Here is a 14,869-nt window from a genome sequence, read left to right as displayed (position 1 = left end):
CGAATGGGGCGGCTGGACGGTCGCGTTGCGGGAGACCGCACCGAGGAACGTCCGGGCTCCGCAGGGCAGGACGGTGGGTAACGCCCACCCGGAGCAATCCGCGAGATAGTGCCACAGAGAGCAGACCGCCTCCGGCCCACGGGCCGCGGGGTAAGGGTGAAAGGGTGGAGTAAGAGACCACCGGGGGTCATGGTGACATGGCCTGCCAGGTAAACCTCGTCCGGAGCAAGGTCAGACAGAGGATGATGACGCGGCTCGCCGAGTCCTCGGGTAGACCGCTGGAGCGGCACGGCAACGTGTCGCCGAGAGAGATGGCCGTCGAAGGGATCCCTCGAGAGAGGCCCCGGAACAGAACCCGGCGTACAGGCCGCCCCATTCGCAGCCCGTACGCCGGATCTCGTCAATCGGCTGCGAGCGACGCCGCGCCGATGATGCCCGAGGAGTTGCGGTGGATCGCCGGGACGATCGGCGTGTTCAGGTCGAGCAGCGGGATGAACTTCTCCGGGTGCTTCGAGACACCGCCGCCGACGACGAACAGGTCAGGGCTGAAGAGGAACTCGACGTGCGAGAAGAAGACCTGGAGCCGGGCCGACCAGTCCTCCCACGACAGGCTCTCGCGCTCCATCGCCGAGTACGCGCACCACTTCTCGATCGAGGCGTCCTCGACGGTCGTGCCGTCGTAGAGCAGGTGACCGAGCTCGGTGTTCGGCAGCAGTACGTCGTTGTACAGGAACGCAGAGCCGATGCCGGTGCCCAGCGTCGCCATGATCGTCAGGCCCTCGACGTCGCGGGCTGCGCCGTGGCGCACCTCGGCGACGCCGGCGGCATCCGCATCGTTGACGAAGGTGATGTCACGGCCGAGCCCGTCCTCGAAGAACTTCTCGGCTTCGAATCCGAGCCATTCCTTCGAGACGTTCGCCGCCGACAGGGTCCTGCCGCGCTTCACGATCGCAGGAAAGGCCACGCCGAGGGGAAGGTCGGAGTCGCGCACGCCGAGCGTGTCGAGAACCTCGTGGACAGCCTTCAGCACGTCCTCGGGAGAGGCGCCCTTCGGGGTGTCGACGCGGACGCGATCGGATTCGAGCGTCCCCTTCTCGAGATTGACGATTCCTGCCTTGATGCCTGTGCCGCCGATGTCGACGCCGATCGCTTTTGCCATGCGCAATAGCCTAGCGAGAGCGGGTGTCGCCGTTAGTATCGTGACAAAGCCTTACGAAGGGACGGACCATGTCTCGAGGAGAAGATTCGTACATGTCCAGCGGAGAGCGCAAGTACTGGTACAACACCACGTCCGGTGCGGTCGAGTACGGCTACATGTCGCCCGCCGTCGATCGTGTCGGCCCCTTCGACACCGCCGACGCGGCCGCCAACGCGCTGCAGACGCTGCGCGAGCGCTCGGATGCGTGGGCGATCGAAGAAGCGATCGACGAAGACTGGCGCAAGGCCACCGACCTGGACGGGAAGTAACGCCGCTTATGGGCATGGACAAGCAGCGAGACTTCGTGCTGCGCACGATCGAAGAGCGCGGGGTCAAGTTCGTTCGCCTCTGGTTCACCGATGTGATCGGTACCCTCAAATCCGTCGCGATCGCGCCGGCCGAGGTGGAGGGGGCGTTCGCCGAGGGCATCGGCTTCGACGGCTCCGCCATCGAGGGGCTCACGCGCACCTATGAGTCCGATCTGCTCGCGCAGCCCGACCCCACGACGTTCCAGATCCTGCCGTGGCGCGGCGAGATCGATCCGACGGCGCGCATGTTCTGCGATCTGACTACGCCGGACCGCCAGCCCGCCGTCGCCGACCCGCGGCACGTCCTCAAGCGCACGCTCGCGAAGGCGGCGGATGCCGGATTCACGTTCTACACGCACCCCGAGATCGAGTTCTACCTGCTCAAGTCCTCGGGCATCGGTCCTGAGGGGCCTGTGCCGGTCGACTCGGCCGGATACTTCGACAACGTCCCCGGCGGCACGGCCCACGACTTCCGGCGCCGTTCGGTGCGGATGCTGGAGGACCTGGGTATCTCGGTCGAATACAGCCATCACGAGGGCGGCCCCGGCCAGAACGAGATCGACCTGCGATACGCGGACGCCCTGACGACGGCGGACAACGTGATGACGTTCCGCACGGTCGTCAAGGAGGTCGCGATCGAGCAGGGCGTGTACGCGACATTCATGCCCAAGCCGATGAGCGACCAGCCGGGCAGCGGTATGCACACGCACATGTCCCTGTTCGAGGGCGACCAGAACGCATTCTGGGAAGAAGGCGCGAAGTACCAGCTGTCGAAGACCGGCCGCCACTTCATCGCCGGTCTTCTCCGCCACGCGAGCGAGATCTCCGCAGTCACCAACCAGTTCGTCAACTCGTACAAGCGCCTGTGGGGCGGCGACGAGGCCCCGAGCTTCGTGACCTGGGGCCACGCGAACCGCTCTGCACTGGTGCGTGTGCCGATGTACAAGCCCAACAAGAGCCAGTCGTCGCGTGTCGAGTACCGTGCGCTGGATTCGGCGGCCAATCCCTATCTGGCGTACGCACTGCTGCTCGCCGCGGGCCTGAAGGGCATCGAGGAGGAGTATGAGCTCCCGCCGGAGGCCGAGAACAACGTCTGGTCGCTGAGCGACGCCGAGCGCCGTGCACTCGGGTACAGCTCGCTGCCCGCGAGCCTCGATCACGCGCTCGAGCACATGGAGTCGTCCGAGCTGGTCGCCGAGACCCTCGGCGAGCAGGTGTTCAACTACGTGCTGCTGAACAAGCGCAAGGAGTGGGAGGCCTACCGCGGCCAGGTCACCCCGTTCGAGCTGAAGAGCAACCTCGAACTGCTCTGATCGGATGGTTCGGTCAGAATCCGCGCTGTCGCGCTCGGCACTTGCCCGACTCGGGTTCACCGGACTGAGCGCAGCCGCCGACGCCGTCGACGACCTGTCCGCCCTGCTCGCGATAGACGGTGCGGAATTGCTCGACGGCGCCTCGGCGGCCGATCCGGATGCCGCGGTCGAGTGGATGCTGCGGATCGCCCGTCGCGACCCGAGCGTCCTGCGCGAGGTGCTCTGCCACCAGGAGACCCGCGCGATCGCGTGGCGCGTCTTCGGCGCCTCGAACGGGCTGGCGGACTTCTTCTACCGGCATCCGCGGGAGCTCTCGGTTCTGGCAGAGGTCGGTTCTCTCGTTCCGAGCGCTCTCACTCTCCGGGAGCGCATGCTGGCTGCGGTGGACGCTGCGAACGGCATCGCGGCCTCGGGTGAGGACACCGTCTGGGTCGCGCTGCGGATCGCCTACCGTCGTGCCCTCGCCGAGATCGCCGCGATCGACCTGATGACGGCAGAGCCGGCATCCCGGATCGCCGCCGTGTCCGCCGCGCTGGCGGATGCCGCCGGGGCCGCACTCGAGGCCTCGCTCGCCGTCGCACGCGCTCGTGTAGGAGCGGTCGTGCCGGCGGACGACGTCGCGCGCACGCAGCTCGCCATCATCGGCATGGGCAAGGCCGGAGCCCGGGAGCTCAACTACGTCAGCGACGTCGACGTTATCTTCGTGGGTGGTTCCTCCGACGAGGAGGCGCTCGATGAGGGGCGCGCGATCGACATCGCCACGCGCCTGGCCAGGGAGACCATCAAGGGCATCTGCGGAATCGAGGTCGAGCCGCCGCTCTGGGATGTGGACGCCAACCTCCGCCCTGAGGGCAAACAGGGCGCTCTGGTGCGATCGCTCGGCTCGCACCTGGCGTACTACGAACGCTGGGCGCAGAGCTGGGAGTTCCAGGCGCTGCTGAAGGCGCGGCCGATCGCCGGCGACGAGGTCCTCGGGCAGGCGTATCTGGAAGCGGTCCAGCCGAAGATCTGGTCCAGCGCCGCACGCGAGGACTTCGTGGACAGCGTGCAGCGCATGCGGGAGCGGGTCACCGAACACGTCGACCCCGAAGACGCCCCGTACCAGCTGAAGCTCGGCGTCGGCGGCATCCGCGACATCGAGTTCACGGTTCAGCTTCTCCAGCTCGTGCACGGACTGACCGATCCCGAGATCCGCACCCGCGGCACGCTCGAGAGCCTGGACGCCCTGGTCGCCGGCGGGTACATCGGGCGTTCGGATGCCGCGATCTTCGCCGCCGATTACCGCACGCTGCGCCTGATGGAGCACCGCGTGCAGCTCAGAGACCTCACGCGCACCCACCTCATGCCACGGACGCCGGAGGAGCAGCGCGTGCTCGCCCGTGCCTCAGGGCTCGCCGAGACGGGACCGGCGATCTGGGAGCTCTGGGAGCGCGTCCGGCGCGAAGTCCGCGACATCCACACCCGGCTGTTCTACCGCCCGCTGCTGAGCGCGGTGGCGGCACTGCCGGAGGAGGAGCGGACGCTCTCCACAGAGCAGGCGCGCGACCGCCTCGCAGCGATCGGCTTCCGCGACCCGGCCGGTGCGCTCCGTCACATCGGTGCTCTCACGTCCGGCATCAGCCGGAAGGTCACCATCCAGCGCCATCTCATGCCGATCATGGTGCGCTGGTTCGCCGACGGCAGCGACCCCGACTACGGCCTGCTCGCGTTCCGCCGGATCAGCGAGCGCCTGGGTGACACCTCCTGGTTCCTGCGGATGCTGCGCGATTCGTCCGGCGCCGCCGAGAGCCTCACGCTGCTGCTGTCGTCGTCGCGCTACATCGGCGAGCTCCTTGAGTGGATCCCAGAGTCGGTGGCCTGGCTGGACAGCACGGACCGTCTTCGGCCGCGCGGGCCGGAGAAGCTCGACGAGGAGGCCAGGGCGATCCAGACCCGGCACGCGTCCGTGACGAGTGCATTGAAGGCCGTGCGTGCGCTGCGCCGACGCGAGCTGCTGCGCACCGCGATGGGCGGGGTCCTGGACGTCGTGACGATCGAGGAGCTCGCCACCGCGCTCACCTCCATCACGGATGTGACGATCCAGGCGGCGCTGCGTGCCGTGCGACGCGAGGTCGTTCCGCCCGAGGACGATTCCTTCGAGTTCGCCGTCATCGGGATGGGCCGGTTCGGCGGCGCGGAGCTCGGCTTCGGTTCTGATGCCGACATCCTCTATGTCTATGACGCGGGCGATGTCGAACCCCAGCGCGCGCAGAGCCTGGCCTCTCAGATCGTGGCCGGGCTGCGGGAGCACCTCACCGATGCCAAGGTGCCACTGGATCTGGATGCCGACCTGCGCCCGGAGGGCCGCAATGGGCCCGTGGTGCGGACTCTGGCAGCCTACGCGGAGTACTACCGACGTTGGTCGGTGTCGTGGGAGGCGCAGGCGCTCCTGCGCGCCCGAGGCGTCGCTGGCAGTCCAGTGCTGGTCGAGCGTTTCATGACGATGGCCGACAGCGTCCGCTATCCCGAGGACGTCGACGAGCACGCCCTCCGCGAGATCAAGCGGATCAAGGCTCGTGTGGAGGGGGAGCGCCTGCCCCGTGGCGCCGATCCGCACCGGCATCTCAAGCTCGGACCGGGAGGCCTCAGCGACGTCGAGTGGCTCGTGCAGCTCATCCAGCTCCAGCACGCCCACGCGGTTCCGGGACTCCGCACGACCTCGACCCTGGACGCGCTGCAGGCCGCGGTCGCGGCCGACCTGGTGACCGCGGAGGACGCCGAGCTGCTGCGGGACGCCTGGCTGCTGGCCAGCCGGCTGCGCTCTGCGATCACACTGCGCACCGGACAGACGAGTGATGCCCTGCCCTCGGATCGCCGCGAGCTCGACGCGATCGCGCGCCTGCTCGGGTACCCGGAGCGCTCCGCCAGCGCGGTTGAAGAGGACTACCTCGGCGCCACCAGGCGCGCGCGCCGTGTGTTCGAGCAGCTGTTCTACGGCTGAGCCGCCCGGCGAGTTGCGGATCGATCCGGGCTGGCTCAGGCTGAGCACATGACAGCGACGAGCTACGGCCTCATCTGGAATCCTTCGAAGGTCGATGAGGAGAAGCTGCGCACGGCGGTGGCCTCGCACCTGGGGGACGACGTGCGCTGGTGGGAGACCACTCCCGACGACCCGGGTCGCGGGATGGCGCAGGATGCCGTGGGCGCGGGATGCTCGACCGTGATCGCCGTCGGCGGAGACGGGACGGTGCGTGCGGTGGCAGAGGCGCTCGCGGGCACCGGCGTCGTACTGGGTATCGTTCCGCAGGGCACCGGCAATCTGCTGGCTCGCAACCTCGACGTTCCGCTGGAGAACATTCCCGCCGCGCTCCGCCGGATCAAGGGCGGCGAGTCACGGCAGATCGACCTCGGCTGGGTGCGCACCGACGGCGAGGAACGTGCGTTCGCCGTCATGATCGGGTTCGGCATCGACGCGCAGATGCTCGTCGAGACCGACGATGATCTGAAGGACAGAGCCGGATGGCTCGCGTACGTCGAGGCCATGGGGCGGGCGATGGCCGGCACGGAGATGACGGGGGTGAAGCTGACCATCGACGACGGCGAGCCGCAGGAGGTCCAGGGGCATACGCTGCTGATCGGAAACTGCGGCATGGTCCAGGGCGGCGTGCGACTGCTGCCGGACGCGAAGCTGGACGACGGACGGCTCGACCTGCTGCTGGTGAGCGCGGACGGTGCGCTGCAGTGGCTCGAGACCGTGCGCTCGGTGGTGTGGGACAACGGCATCCGCCGGATCCTCACCCGCGGCGAGAGCGCGGTGAGTACGGAGTCCACCCAGCACCTGACCGCAGAGCGCGTGCGCGTCGAACTCGACCAGGCTCTGGCATTCGAGGTCGACGGCGAGGAGCTCGGCCAGGTGTCGTCATTCGAGGTGCGGGTTCAGGCGGGCGCCCTGAATGTCCTCTGAGCGGCCTCAGCCGGCAGGAGCGACGAGATGGTCGAGCACGAGTTCGCCCGAAGCGTTGGTCGCGTGGATCATGTCTTCGAGGCGGTGCGAATCGATGGGCGGCGAGTCCGATTCGTCGAACGCGAACACGAGAGGAACAGCGGGGTGGATCCACGCGGTCATCCGCCCGGACGGACTGCCGTCGATCGGATGCCAGGTCATCATGAAGCTCTCCTGGCGGCGCAGCTTCGTCGCGATGACCACCTTCAGATGAGCCAGCGTCACATCCTCGATGAGGATCGGGTCGGCGGTGTGGTCGTACTTGAGTGAGCCCATACTGAACCGTAACGCGGCAGCGTTGGCAACGAAAGCGCCGGACCTCGAAGATGAGGTCCGGCGCTGATCCGATGCGGTTTCGTCAGACCCCGAAGTACAGCTCGTACTCGAACGGGTGCGGACGCTGCGCGATCGGCAGGATCTCGTTCTCGATCTTGTACGAGATCCAGGTCTCGATCAGTTCGGGCGTGAACACGCCGCCCTCGAGCAGGAACTGGTGGTCGTCCCGGAGCGCGTCGAGCGAGTCCAGCAGCGAGTTCGGCACCTGCGGGATGTTCTTCGCCTCCTCGGGCGGAAGCTCGTAGAGGTCCTTGTCGACCGGCTCATGCGGCTCGATGCGGTTCTTGATGCCGTCCAGGCCCGCCATCAGCTGTGCCGCGAAGGCGAGGTACGGGTTGCCCGAGGCGTCAGGGGCACGGAACTCGATGCGCTTGGCCTTCGGGTTCGATCCCGTGATCGGGATGCGGATCGCGGCGGAGCGGTTGCCGGCCGAGTAGACGAGGTTGACCGGGGCCTCGAAACCCTTGACCAGACGGTGGTAGCTGTTCAGGGTCGGGTTGGTGAAGGCGAGCAGCGCCGGCGCGTGAGCCAGGATGCCGCCGATGTACCAGCGTGCGACGTCGCTGAGCTGCCCGTACCCCGCCTCGTCGTAGAACAGCGGCTTGCCCTCGCTCCACAGCGACTGGTGCGTGTGCATGCCGGAGCCGTTGTCGCCATAGAGCGGCTTGGGCATGAAGGTCGCGACCTTGCCCCATTCCTCGCAGGTGTTCTTGACGATGTACTTGAACTTGAGGATGTCGTCGGCCGCGTGCACCATGGTGTCGAAGCGGTAGTTGATCTCCTGCTGACCCGCCGTGCCCACCTCGTGGTGCGAGCGCTCCAGGTGGAAGCCCGCGTCGATCAGGCGCAGGGTGATGTCGTCGCGCAGGTCAGCGGTCTTGTCGACCGGGCTGACGGGGAAGTAGCCGCCCTTGTACGGGGTCTTGTTGGCGAGGTTCCCGCCCTCTTCCTCACGACCGGTGTTCCACGCCGCTTCCTCGGAGTCGACTTTGTAGAAGCTCTCACCGGCACTGACGGAGTAGCGCACGTCATCGAAGATGTAGAACTCGGCCTCCGGCGCGAAGAACGCGGTGTCGGCGATGCCGGTGGAGACGAGATACTTCTCCGCCTTCTTGGCGACCTGACGCGGGTCCTTCGAGTAGATCTCGCCGGTGCGCGGGTTGTAGATGTCGAAGAGCATCACCAGCGTGCTGGCCTCGCGGAACGGGTCGACGTACGCGGTGGTCACGTCCGGGATGAGCTGCATGTCCGATTCGTGGATGCTGGCGAAGCCCCGGATCGAGGAGCCGTCGAAGAGCTGGCCATCGGTGAAGAAGGCCTCGTCGACGGTCGACGCCGGGATGTTGAAGTGCTGCTGCACGCCGGGCAGATCGGTGAAACGGATGTCAAGGAACTTGACGTCGTTCTCCTTGATGTAGCTCAGCACCTCGGATGAATCGGTGAACATGTATCACTCCTGGATGACGCGGATCGGGGCCTTGGGGCCTGCATGAACAGTAGGGCGCAGGGGTTTCTCAGCCGTGTCCTCTTTGTTTCGGCCATGTTACAGACCCTCGATAGGATGGATGTGTGACGGAAGCCGCGAACTCATACCCAGGAGAGCGTCTCGGCTATCCCGCCGCGGGTCCGGGAAGCATCGCCCGCGTCGGCCGGCGCATCGGCGCCCTCGCGATCGATTGGGCCGCCGCCGTGGTCATCTCGATCGCGTTCTTCCGGTACGACTCGCTCGCGACGCTCGTCATCTTCGTGGTGGTCCAGATCCTCTTCATCCCCACGATCGGCGGCAGTCCAGGGCACCGCATCCTCGGCATGCGCGTGGTGCTCGCGAACGGCGCCTGGGTGGGCCTGTGGCGCCCGATCGTGCGCACCGTGCTGCTGGCGCTCGTCATCCCCGCGGTCATCTGGGATCAGGATCAGCGCGGGCTGCACGACAAGGCGGTCGGGACGGTCCTCATCAGGGCCTGACGTCAGGCACCGCGATTGCGGCGGCGAGCCTCCTTGGGAGCGCGGCCGCCGAGGAAGGACCGAGCAGGGTCGATGATGAACCCGCGACGCAGCGCCTCCCTGCCGATCAGCATCCGGAATCCCATCTCGTCACGATTGCTCAGCGTCACCTCGGAGACGATCAGCCGATCGACCAGCCGGATCGCCAGGAGCACTACGAGACGTTCCTGCGAATGGCCCGAAGAGCTGCGGACCTCGCGCCGATCATGGATCGGGCACTCGACGATCGTGGCATCCGCATCGGTGTGCTGCCAGGGGTTAACCCGGAACCGCACCCAGGCTTCGCCTTCGCGGTCGAACTCGACGACGTCGAAGGCGTGCAGCGAGGATGTGCGCGCACCGGTGTCGATCTTCGCCTTGATCCAGTCCACGCCGGCATCGGGCAGGCTCACCCATTCACGCCACCCCGTAAGAGTGTTTGAATGAGATGTCCTAACCACGCGATACATCTTGGCAGGAAAAACACGTGAAGCTCGCCGTACTCAGCCGTGCACCCCAGGCATACTCGACGCAGCGATTGCGCGCAGCCGCGATCCAGCGCGGACACGATGTCAAGGTCCTCAACACGTTGAAGTTCGCGATCGATCTCACCGCCGACGAACCAGATCTGCACTTCCGCGGCAAGCCGCTCAGCGACTATGACGCGATCCTGCCCCGGATCGGCAGCTCGATCACCTACTTCGGCACGGCCGTGGTACGACAGTTCGAGCAGATGGACGTCTACACGCCCAACACCGCCAACGGCATCTCCAGCGCCCGCGACAAACTGCGCGCGAGCCAGATCCTGTCGCGGCACAACATCGCGATGCCCGCTACGGCGTTCGTGCGCAACCGCGCCGACGTGCGCCCTGCGATCGAGCGCGTGGGCGGCGCGCCGGTCGTCATCAAGCTGCTCGAGGGCACTCAGGGCATCGGCGTGATCCTCGCCCCGCAGGTGAAGGTCGCCGAGGCGATCATCGAGACGCTGCACTCGACGAAGCAGAACGTGCTCATCCAGCGGTTCGTCTCCGAGAGCCGCGGACGTGACATCCGCGCGCTCGTCGTCGGCGACCGGGTCGTCGCGGCGATGCGGCGGGTGGCGGCGGGGGACGAGTTCCGCTCGAACGTGCACCGCGGGGGCAGCGTCGAGGCCGTACAGCTCGACCCGGAGTACGAGCAGGCAGCCGTGCGCTCGGCTCAGATCATGGGGTTGCGGGTGGCCGGCGTCGACATGCTGGAGGGCGAGGAGGGACCTCTGGTGATGGAGGTCAACTCCTCGCCGGGTCTGCAGGGCATCGAGCAGGCGACGAAGCTCGATGTCGCCGGCGCGATCATCGACTACATCGCGGCGCAGGTCGCATTCCCCGAGATCGATGTCCGTCAGAGACTGACCGTCTCGACCGGATACGGCGTGGCGGAGCTCAGCGTCCACAGCGCTGTCGAGCTCGTCGGCAAGACGCTGGGGGAGTCGGGCCTGTGGGAGCGGGACATCACCGTTCTCACGCTGCACCGCGGCGTATCCGTCATCCCGAATCCGCGGAAACATGTGGTGCTCGAGGCGGATGACCGTCTGCTCTGTTTCGGCAAGCTCGACGAGATGCGCTCGATGGTGCCCGAACGCCGCAGGCGCAGGGCGAAGGTGCGACGCCTCCCGAAGGAGCCGCTGAGCTGACGGGCGCTCAGCGCGGTCGCTGAGCGCGCACCTTGGTCGGGTCGATGCCCTTGGGGATCGGCAGTGAGCTCACCGACTGCGACACCGAGTCGATACGACGGATGACGGCGGCCATGGTCGTCTTGTCGATCGCCTTGGGGAGCTTCTTGATCGTCTTGGAGAGATCGGAGATCGAGACGTCGTCGTCGCCGTGGCCCACGTAGTAGACGTGCACAGGCACGCCGTTGGCGACGCGCTGCGCCTTGGACCGCTCCTCGTTTATGAGGCGGGTGAGGCGGCCGCGTGCGCCCTCGCCGACGACGACGATGCCGCCGCGACCGATAGCGCGGTATACGGCTTCCTGCGTCTTGGGGTTGATGCCGACGGGCGTCTCAGATGCCTGCCACTTGCGGCCGAGGCTCGTGCTGAGGACGTGACCGGTCGCGCCGGGCATGCCGTCGATCTTCTGGTACATCGCCTTGGTGGACAGGCGCGTCATCAGGAACAGGGATCCCAGGACGCCGACCATCAGTCCGGTGATGCCCCACAGGATGAGCGACCAGATCTGGAAGGGAGGAATGAGGTAGCCGATGACGAGGCCGAGCAGGATGCCGCCGACGAGGATGGCGACCTGCGCCCAGGGGAGCCAGGGATAGATCTCGCGTGTGAACCGGAAGAGGGACTTGATCTGGGAGAAGAACCCAGGACGCTTTTCGGGTTCGGGAGCACGCTTAGCCATGCCTACCAGGATACCGAGTCCGGCGCCCCCTCACGTCCGCGTTCGCGGGAGGCTGACTCGTTCTGCACATCTGCCATGTGCGCCGAGCTGTGCACATTCGCGGTGTACCGCGTTCCGCGGGGCGCTGGGTGCGGTGTGATGGGGCGATGACCGAAACGGATGCCGCAGCTGATCGTTCCGCGCTGGTGCCGGGAGCCCACCGGCTCATCCGTGCTGTGGATCGCACGGAGGGCCCGTTCCCCGGCGCGCTCGTCGCCTACGAGGAGGGCGTCGCCGTGCGTCTGGACGTCGCGGATCTGGCGGACTGGACCGGCTGGTCCTTCTCCGGTGCCGAGCACGTGTGCGGAGTGATCGACGTATATCGCCGGACGGACGGGCACGACGCTCTGCTGCCTTGGTGCACGCAGCGGGTGGAGGCCTTTCTCGGCCGTCGGCGCGCGGCGGATGCGCCGCTGGCCGCTGGGGAGTTGGGCACGCTGGTGGCGAGTCTGCTGCGCGGCGTGAGAGAACTCGGCGCAGACGCCGTGCAAGCAGATGGCGACTGGTGGCTCACCGGCGATGGGCGCCCGCTCTTCGTGCACGGGGAGGGCGGCAGCGCGAGGGCGCGCACGGCGGCGCTCGTCGAGCGCATCATCGAGCACACTGACGACAGGGGCACGATCCGCGTGCTCGAGGAGATGGCGACAGCGCTCCGTGAGCGGCGCCATCACGACGACGAGGACGCCCGATGGGAGGGCCAGCTGTTCGCGCTGGCGGCGCCGCGGGCGCTACGGCTGGATGTATTCGCCCCCGAGCGCGCGGCCGATCTGGCTCCACGCCGTTCGCTGCGCACCGATGACATGAGCGGACGTCGCGCGCAGCGGGTGCGTTCGACCACGACGCGCAGGGCGATGGCGCGGCCGGCGCTGCTGGATGCCGTGCGCGCTGCTGTGCGCCCGGGATGGGAGTTCGCGGTCGCCGCGCGGTCACGGCTCGCGAGAAGGCGTCAACATGACCGGAGCGCCGGCGACGAGCGGCGACGCGCGAAGAGCGCGCCGCGTCGATCGCGCCGGCGTCCGCTGATCCTCGCCGGTTCGCTCGCCGCCGTCGTACTCGCGGTCGGATTCATGTGGCCAGACGGCGAGGATGCCGGTTCCGCACAGGCCGCGCAGAAGGGCCGCCAGCCGTTCATCGTGGATGAACCAGTGGAATCGTCCGGGACCGAGGGGGAGCCTTCAGCAGCGCCTGAGGCGGCGTCATCAGCGCCGCCTCAGGCCGGTGACCCGCTCCTGCTGGTCCCGACGCTGCTCGATGCGATCGCGGGCTGTGCCCAGGCGGCGGCCGAGGCTTGCCCCGAGGCACTGGCAGACGGACTCCTCACCCCTGCCGAGGGGCTCGCCATGCGCGGGTCGAAGGCGAGCGCGGCGACGCTCGTCGACGACTACGGCGATGTCGCCGTAGTCAGGCTCAGCCCGAACGACGCAGCCGACGAGTCAGCGGAGCAGATGCTCGTGCTCGAGCGCCGCGAACAGAAATGGCTGGTGCGCGACATCTACGACGTCGCGCACCAGCCGAAGTAGCTGACCTGACTCAGGCGCCCAGGTTGCCCGCGAAGTCAGCGGCCTCCAGGCGCGCCTTGACTGCGCCGAGGAAGCGGGCGGCGTCCGCACCGTCGACGATGCGGTGGTCGTACGAGATCGCGAGATATGCGTACGAGCGGATCGCGATCGCGTCGACGCCGTCGACCGTCACCACGCCGGGGCGCTTGAAGACGGTGCCTGTGCCGAGGATCGCCGACTGCGGCAGGAACACCAGCGGGGTGTCGAACAGCGCGCCGCGCGAACCCGTGTTCGTCACCGTGAAAGTGCCACCGGCGAGCTCGTCGGGCTTCAGCTTGTTGTCGCGTGTGCGAGCGGCGAGGTCGGCGATCTCGTGCGCGATCTGTGCGAGGTTCTTCGACGCCGCGTCACGCAGCACCGGAGTCAGCAGGCCGCGCTCGGTGTCGACGGCGATCGAGATGTTCTCGGAGGCCGGGTAGACGATGTTCTCGCCGTCGACCGTAGCGTTGATGATCGGGAACGCCTGCAGAGCCTCGGCGGCCGCGAGCGTGAAGAACGGGAGGAAGGACAGCTTGTCGCCGGTCTTCTTCTGGAAGTCGTCCTTCACGCTGTTGCGGTAGTTCGCCAGAGCAGTCACATCGACCTCGACGAACGTGGTCAGCTGTGCCGTCTGCTGCATCGAAGCGACAGCGCGCTCGGCGACGACCTTGCGCAGCCGCGACATCTTCTGGGTGGTGCCGCGCAGCGGCGAGACCTCGAGCGGGGCGGGCGCAGGTGCCGCGGCAGCCGCAGCAGGTGCCGCGCCCTTGGCCTCGGCGGCCTTGAGGACGTCTTCCTTGCGGATGCGTCCTCCTACGCCCGAACCGGTGACGGTGGAGAGGTCGACGCCCTGCTGCGAAGCCAGGCGGCGGACGAGCGGGGTGACGTAGACCGAGCCCTTGTCGTCCGCGGCCGGAGCCTCGGCGGGGGCCGCGGCCGGTGCCGGAGCAGCCGGTGCCGGCGCGGCCGGTGTGGGAGCTTCGGCGGCGGGTGCCGGAGCGGCCGCTGCCTCGGCGGCAGGAGCCTCGGCAGCGGGGGCTTCAGCGGAAGCCGGGGCCTCAGCGGCGGGGGCCGCACCGGAGCCGACGCGGGCCAGGACGCCGCCGACCTCGACGGTCTCGTCCTCACCGGCGACGATCTCCTGCAGGATGCCGGCGACCGGTGAGGGGATCTCGGTGTCGACCTTGTCGGTGGAGATCTCGAGCAGTGGCTCATCCACGGCGACCTCGTCGCCGACCTGCTTCAGCCAGCGGGTGACGGTGCCCTCGGTGACGCTCTCGCCGAGCTCGGGAAGACGGATGTCGGTGGCGTCGCCCGCAGGAGCGGATGCGGCGGCTGCCTCCTGGGCGGGGGCGGTCTCGGCTTCTGCTGCTTCGGCTGGCGCGTCCTGTGCAGGCGCGTCCTGGGCGGGCGCGTCCTGGGCGGGCGCCTCCTGCGCGGGAGCGGCGTCAGCGGGGGCCGCCTCGGGAGCGGATTCGGCGGCTGCCGGAGCATCCGAAGCGGGGGCAGCGCCGCTGCCGTCGCCGATGCGCGCCAGGAGCGCACCGACCTCGACGGTCTCGTCCTCGGCGACGAGGATCTCCTCGATGACGCCGCTGACCGGGGAGGGGATCTCGGTGTCGACCTTGTCGGTCGAGATCTCGAGCAGGCCCTCGTCCGCCTGAACGGTGTCTCCCACCTGCTTCAGCCAGCGGGTGACCGTACCCTCTGTGACGCTCTCACCGAGAGCGGGGAGGACCACGGATGTGCTCATGACGGAGTCTCCTTCAAGAATGTTTATGA

At 67.9% G+C, this 14,869-nt stretch carries 13 protein-coding genes and 1 other RNA gene; 8 read left to right on the top strand and 6 right to left on the bottom strand.

Annotated features, from left to right (window positions below):
- Positions 1-4: 4 nt before the first annotated feature.
- An RNA gene (gene rnpB, locus IM776_RS08560) (RNase P RNA component class A) lies at positions 5-379 on the top strand.
- 21 nt (positions 380-400) lie between these two features.
- Here the strand turns inward: rnpB and ppgK are convergent.
- Positions 401-1,159 carry a polyphosphate--glucose phosphotransferase gene (ppgK, locus tag IM776_RS08555; protein WP_194419666.1) on the bottom strand — a complete coding sequence of 253 codons (759 nt, stop codon included), beginning with the start codon at positions 1,157-1,159 and terminating at the stop codon, positions 401-403.
- A 92-nt stretch (positions 1,160-1,251) separates the two neighbouring features.
- On the opposite strand from ppgK, the gene IM776_RS08550 reads away from it, so the two are divergent.
- From IM776_RS08550 to IM776_RS08535, 4 genes are read left to right on the top strand one after another with little or no spacing between them, the layout of a single operon-like run.
- On the top strand, positions 1,252-1,467 hold the full coding sequence (locus IM776_RS08550; protein ID WP_194419665.1) for an SPOR domain-containing protein: 216 nt from the start codon (positions 1,252-1,254) through the stop codon (positions 1,465-1,467).
- A 14-nt stretch (positions 1,468-1,481) separates the two neighbouring features.
- On the top strand, positions 1,482-2,819 hold the full coding sequence (locus IM776_RS08545; RefSeq protein ID WP_194419664.1) for a glutamine synthetase family protein: 1,338 nt from the start codon (positions 1,482-1,484) through the stop codon (positions 2,817-2,819).
- Positions 2,820-2,823: 4 nt separating this feature from the next.
- Entirely contained in the window at positions 2,824-5,799 is a 2,976-nt protein-coding gene (locus IM776_RS08540; protein WP_194419663.1) for a bifunctional [glutamine synthetase] adenylyltransferase/[glutamine synthetase]-adenylyl-L-tyrosine phosphorylase, read from the top strand.
- Between the two features lie 48 nt (positions 5,800-5,847).
- On the top strand, positions 5,848-6,762 hold the full coding sequence (locus tag IM776_RS08535; RefSeq protein ID WP_194419662.1) for a diacylglycerol/lipid kinase family protein: 915 nt from the start codon (positions 5,848-5,850) through the stop codon (positions 6,760-6,762).
- Positions 6,763-6,768: 6 nt separating this feature from the next.
- On the opposite strand, the gene IM776_RS08530 is transcribed toward IM776_RS08535, so the two are convergent.
- Entirely contained in the window at positions 6,769-7,077 is a 309-nt protein-coding gene (locus IM776_RS08530) for a DUF7882 family protein (protein ID WP_194419661.1), read from the bottom strand.
- A gap of 82 nt (positions 7,078-7,159) precedes the next feature.
- Positions 7,160-8,584, bottom strand: a complete 1,425-nt coding sequence (gene glnA, locus IM776_RS08525; RefSeq protein ID WP_194419660.1) for a type I glutamate--ammonia ligase — start codon at positions 8,582-8,584, stop codon at positions 7,160-7,162.
- Between the two features lie 122 nt (positions 8,585-8,706).
- On the opposite strand from glnA, the gene IM776_RS08520 reads away from it, so the two are divergent.
- Positions 8,707-9,102: an RDD family protein gene (locus IM776_RS08520; RefSeq protein ID WP_194419659.1), complete on the top strand. Its 396-nt coding sequence runs from the start codon at positions 8,707-8,709 to the stop codon at positions 9,100-9,102.
- Positions 9,103-9,104: 2 nt separating this feature from the next.
- Here IM776_RS08520 and IM776_RS08515 read toward each other — a convergent pair whose 3' ends face one another.
- Positions 9,105-9,590: an ATP-dependent zinc protease family protein gene (locus IM776_RS08515; protein WP_194419658.1), complete on the bottom strand. Its 486-nt coding sequence runs from the start codon at positions 9,588-9,590 to the stop codon at positions 9,105-9,107.
- 17 nt (positions 9,591-9,607) lie between these two features.
- Between IM776_RS08515 and IM776_RS08510 the strand changes: the two genes are divergently transcribed.
- Complete coding sequence (locus IM776_RS08510; RefSeq protein WP_194419657.1) at positions 9,608-10,792, top strand: RimK family alpha-L-glutamate ligase; 1,185 nt, start codon at positions 9,608-9,610, stop codon at positions 10,790-10,792.
- 7 nt (positions 10,793-10,799) lie between these two features.
- Here IM776_RS08510 and IM776_RS08505 read toward each other — a convergent pair whose 3' ends face one another.
- Complete coding sequence (locus IM776_RS08505) at positions 10,800-11,510, bottom strand: DUF4191 domain-containing protein (RefSeq protein ID WP_194419656.1); 711 nt, start codon at positions 11,508-11,510, stop codon at positions 10,800-10,802.
- Between the two features lie 146 nt (positions 11,511-11,656).
- On the opposite strand from IM776_RS08505, the gene IM776_RS08500 reads away from it, so the two are divergent.
- Complete coding sequence (locus tag IM776_RS08500; RefSeq protein WP_194419655.1) at positions 11,657-13,069, top strand: hypothetical protein; 1,413 nt, start codon at positions 11,657-11,659, stop codon at positions 13,067-13,069.
- Positions 13,070-13,079: 10 nt separating this feature from the next.
- On the opposite strand, the gene sucB is transcribed toward IM776_RS08500, so the two are convergent.
- On the bottom strand, positions 13,080-14,840 hold the full coding sequence (sucB, locus tag IM776_RS08495) for a 2-oxoglutarate dehydrogenase, E2 component, dihydrolipoamide succinyltransferase (protein WP_194419654.1): 1,761 nt from the start codon (positions 14,838-14,840) through the stop codon (positions 13,080-13,082).
- Between the last annotated feature and the right edge of the window lie 29 nt (positions 14,841-14,869).

The organism is Microbacterium abyssi, assembly GCF_015277895.1.
Classification (GTDB): domain Bacteria; phylum Actinomycetota; class Actinomycetes; order Actinomycetales; family Microbacteriaceae; genus Microbacterium; species Microbacterium abyssi.
The sequence above is the reverse complement of the archived record's forward strand: the minus strand, read 5'-3'. Positions and strand labels throughout refer to the sequence as shown.

Excerpts from the sequence above, each read along its gene's own strand:
- ppgK (WP_194419666.1), bottom strand. The coding sequence starts at position 1,159 with ATGGCAAAAGCGATCGGCGTCGACATCGGCGGCACAGGCATCAAGGCA.
- IM776_RS08550 (WP_194419665.1), top strand. The coding sequence starts at position 1,252 with ATGTCCAGCGGAGAGCGCAAGTACTGGTACAACACCACGTCCGGTGCG.
- IM776_RS08545 (WP_194419664.1), top strand. The coding sequence starts at position 1,482 with ATGGACAAGCAGCGAGACTTCGTGCTGCGCACGATCGAAGAGCGCGGG.
- IM776_RS08540 (WP_194419663.1), top strand. The coding sequence starts at position 2,824 with ATGGTTCGGTCAGAATCCGCGCTGTCGCGCTCGGCACTTGCCCGACTC.
- IM776_RS08535 (WP_194419662.1), top strand. The coding sequence starts at position 5,848 with ATGACAGCGACGAGCTACGGCCTCATCTGGAATCCTTCGAAGGTCGAT.
- IM776_RS08530 (WP_194419661.1), bottom strand. The coding sequence starts at position 7,077 with ATGGGCTCACTCAAGTACGACCACACCGCCGACCCGATCCTCATCGAG.
- glnA (WP_194419660.1), bottom strand. The coding sequence starts at position 8,584 with ATGTTCACCGATTCATCCGAGGTGCTGAGCTACATCAAGGAGAACGAC.
- IM776_RS08515 (WP_194419658.1), bottom strand. The coding sequence starts at position 9,590 with ATGTATCGCGTGGTTAGGACATCTCATTCAAACACTCTTACGGGGTGG.
- IM776_RS08505 (WP_194419656.1), bottom strand. The coding sequence starts at position 11,510 with ATGGCTAAGCGTGCTCCCGAACCCGAAAAGCGTCCTGGGTTCTTCTCC.
- IM776_RS08500 (WP_194419655.1), top strand. The coding sequence starts at position 11,657 with ATGACCGAAACGGATGCCGCAGCTGATCGTTCCGCGCTGGTGCCGGGA.
- sucB (WP_194419654.1), bottom strand. The coding sequence starts at position 14,840 with ATGAGCACATCCGTGGTCCTCCCCGCTCTCGGTGAGAGCGTCACAGAG.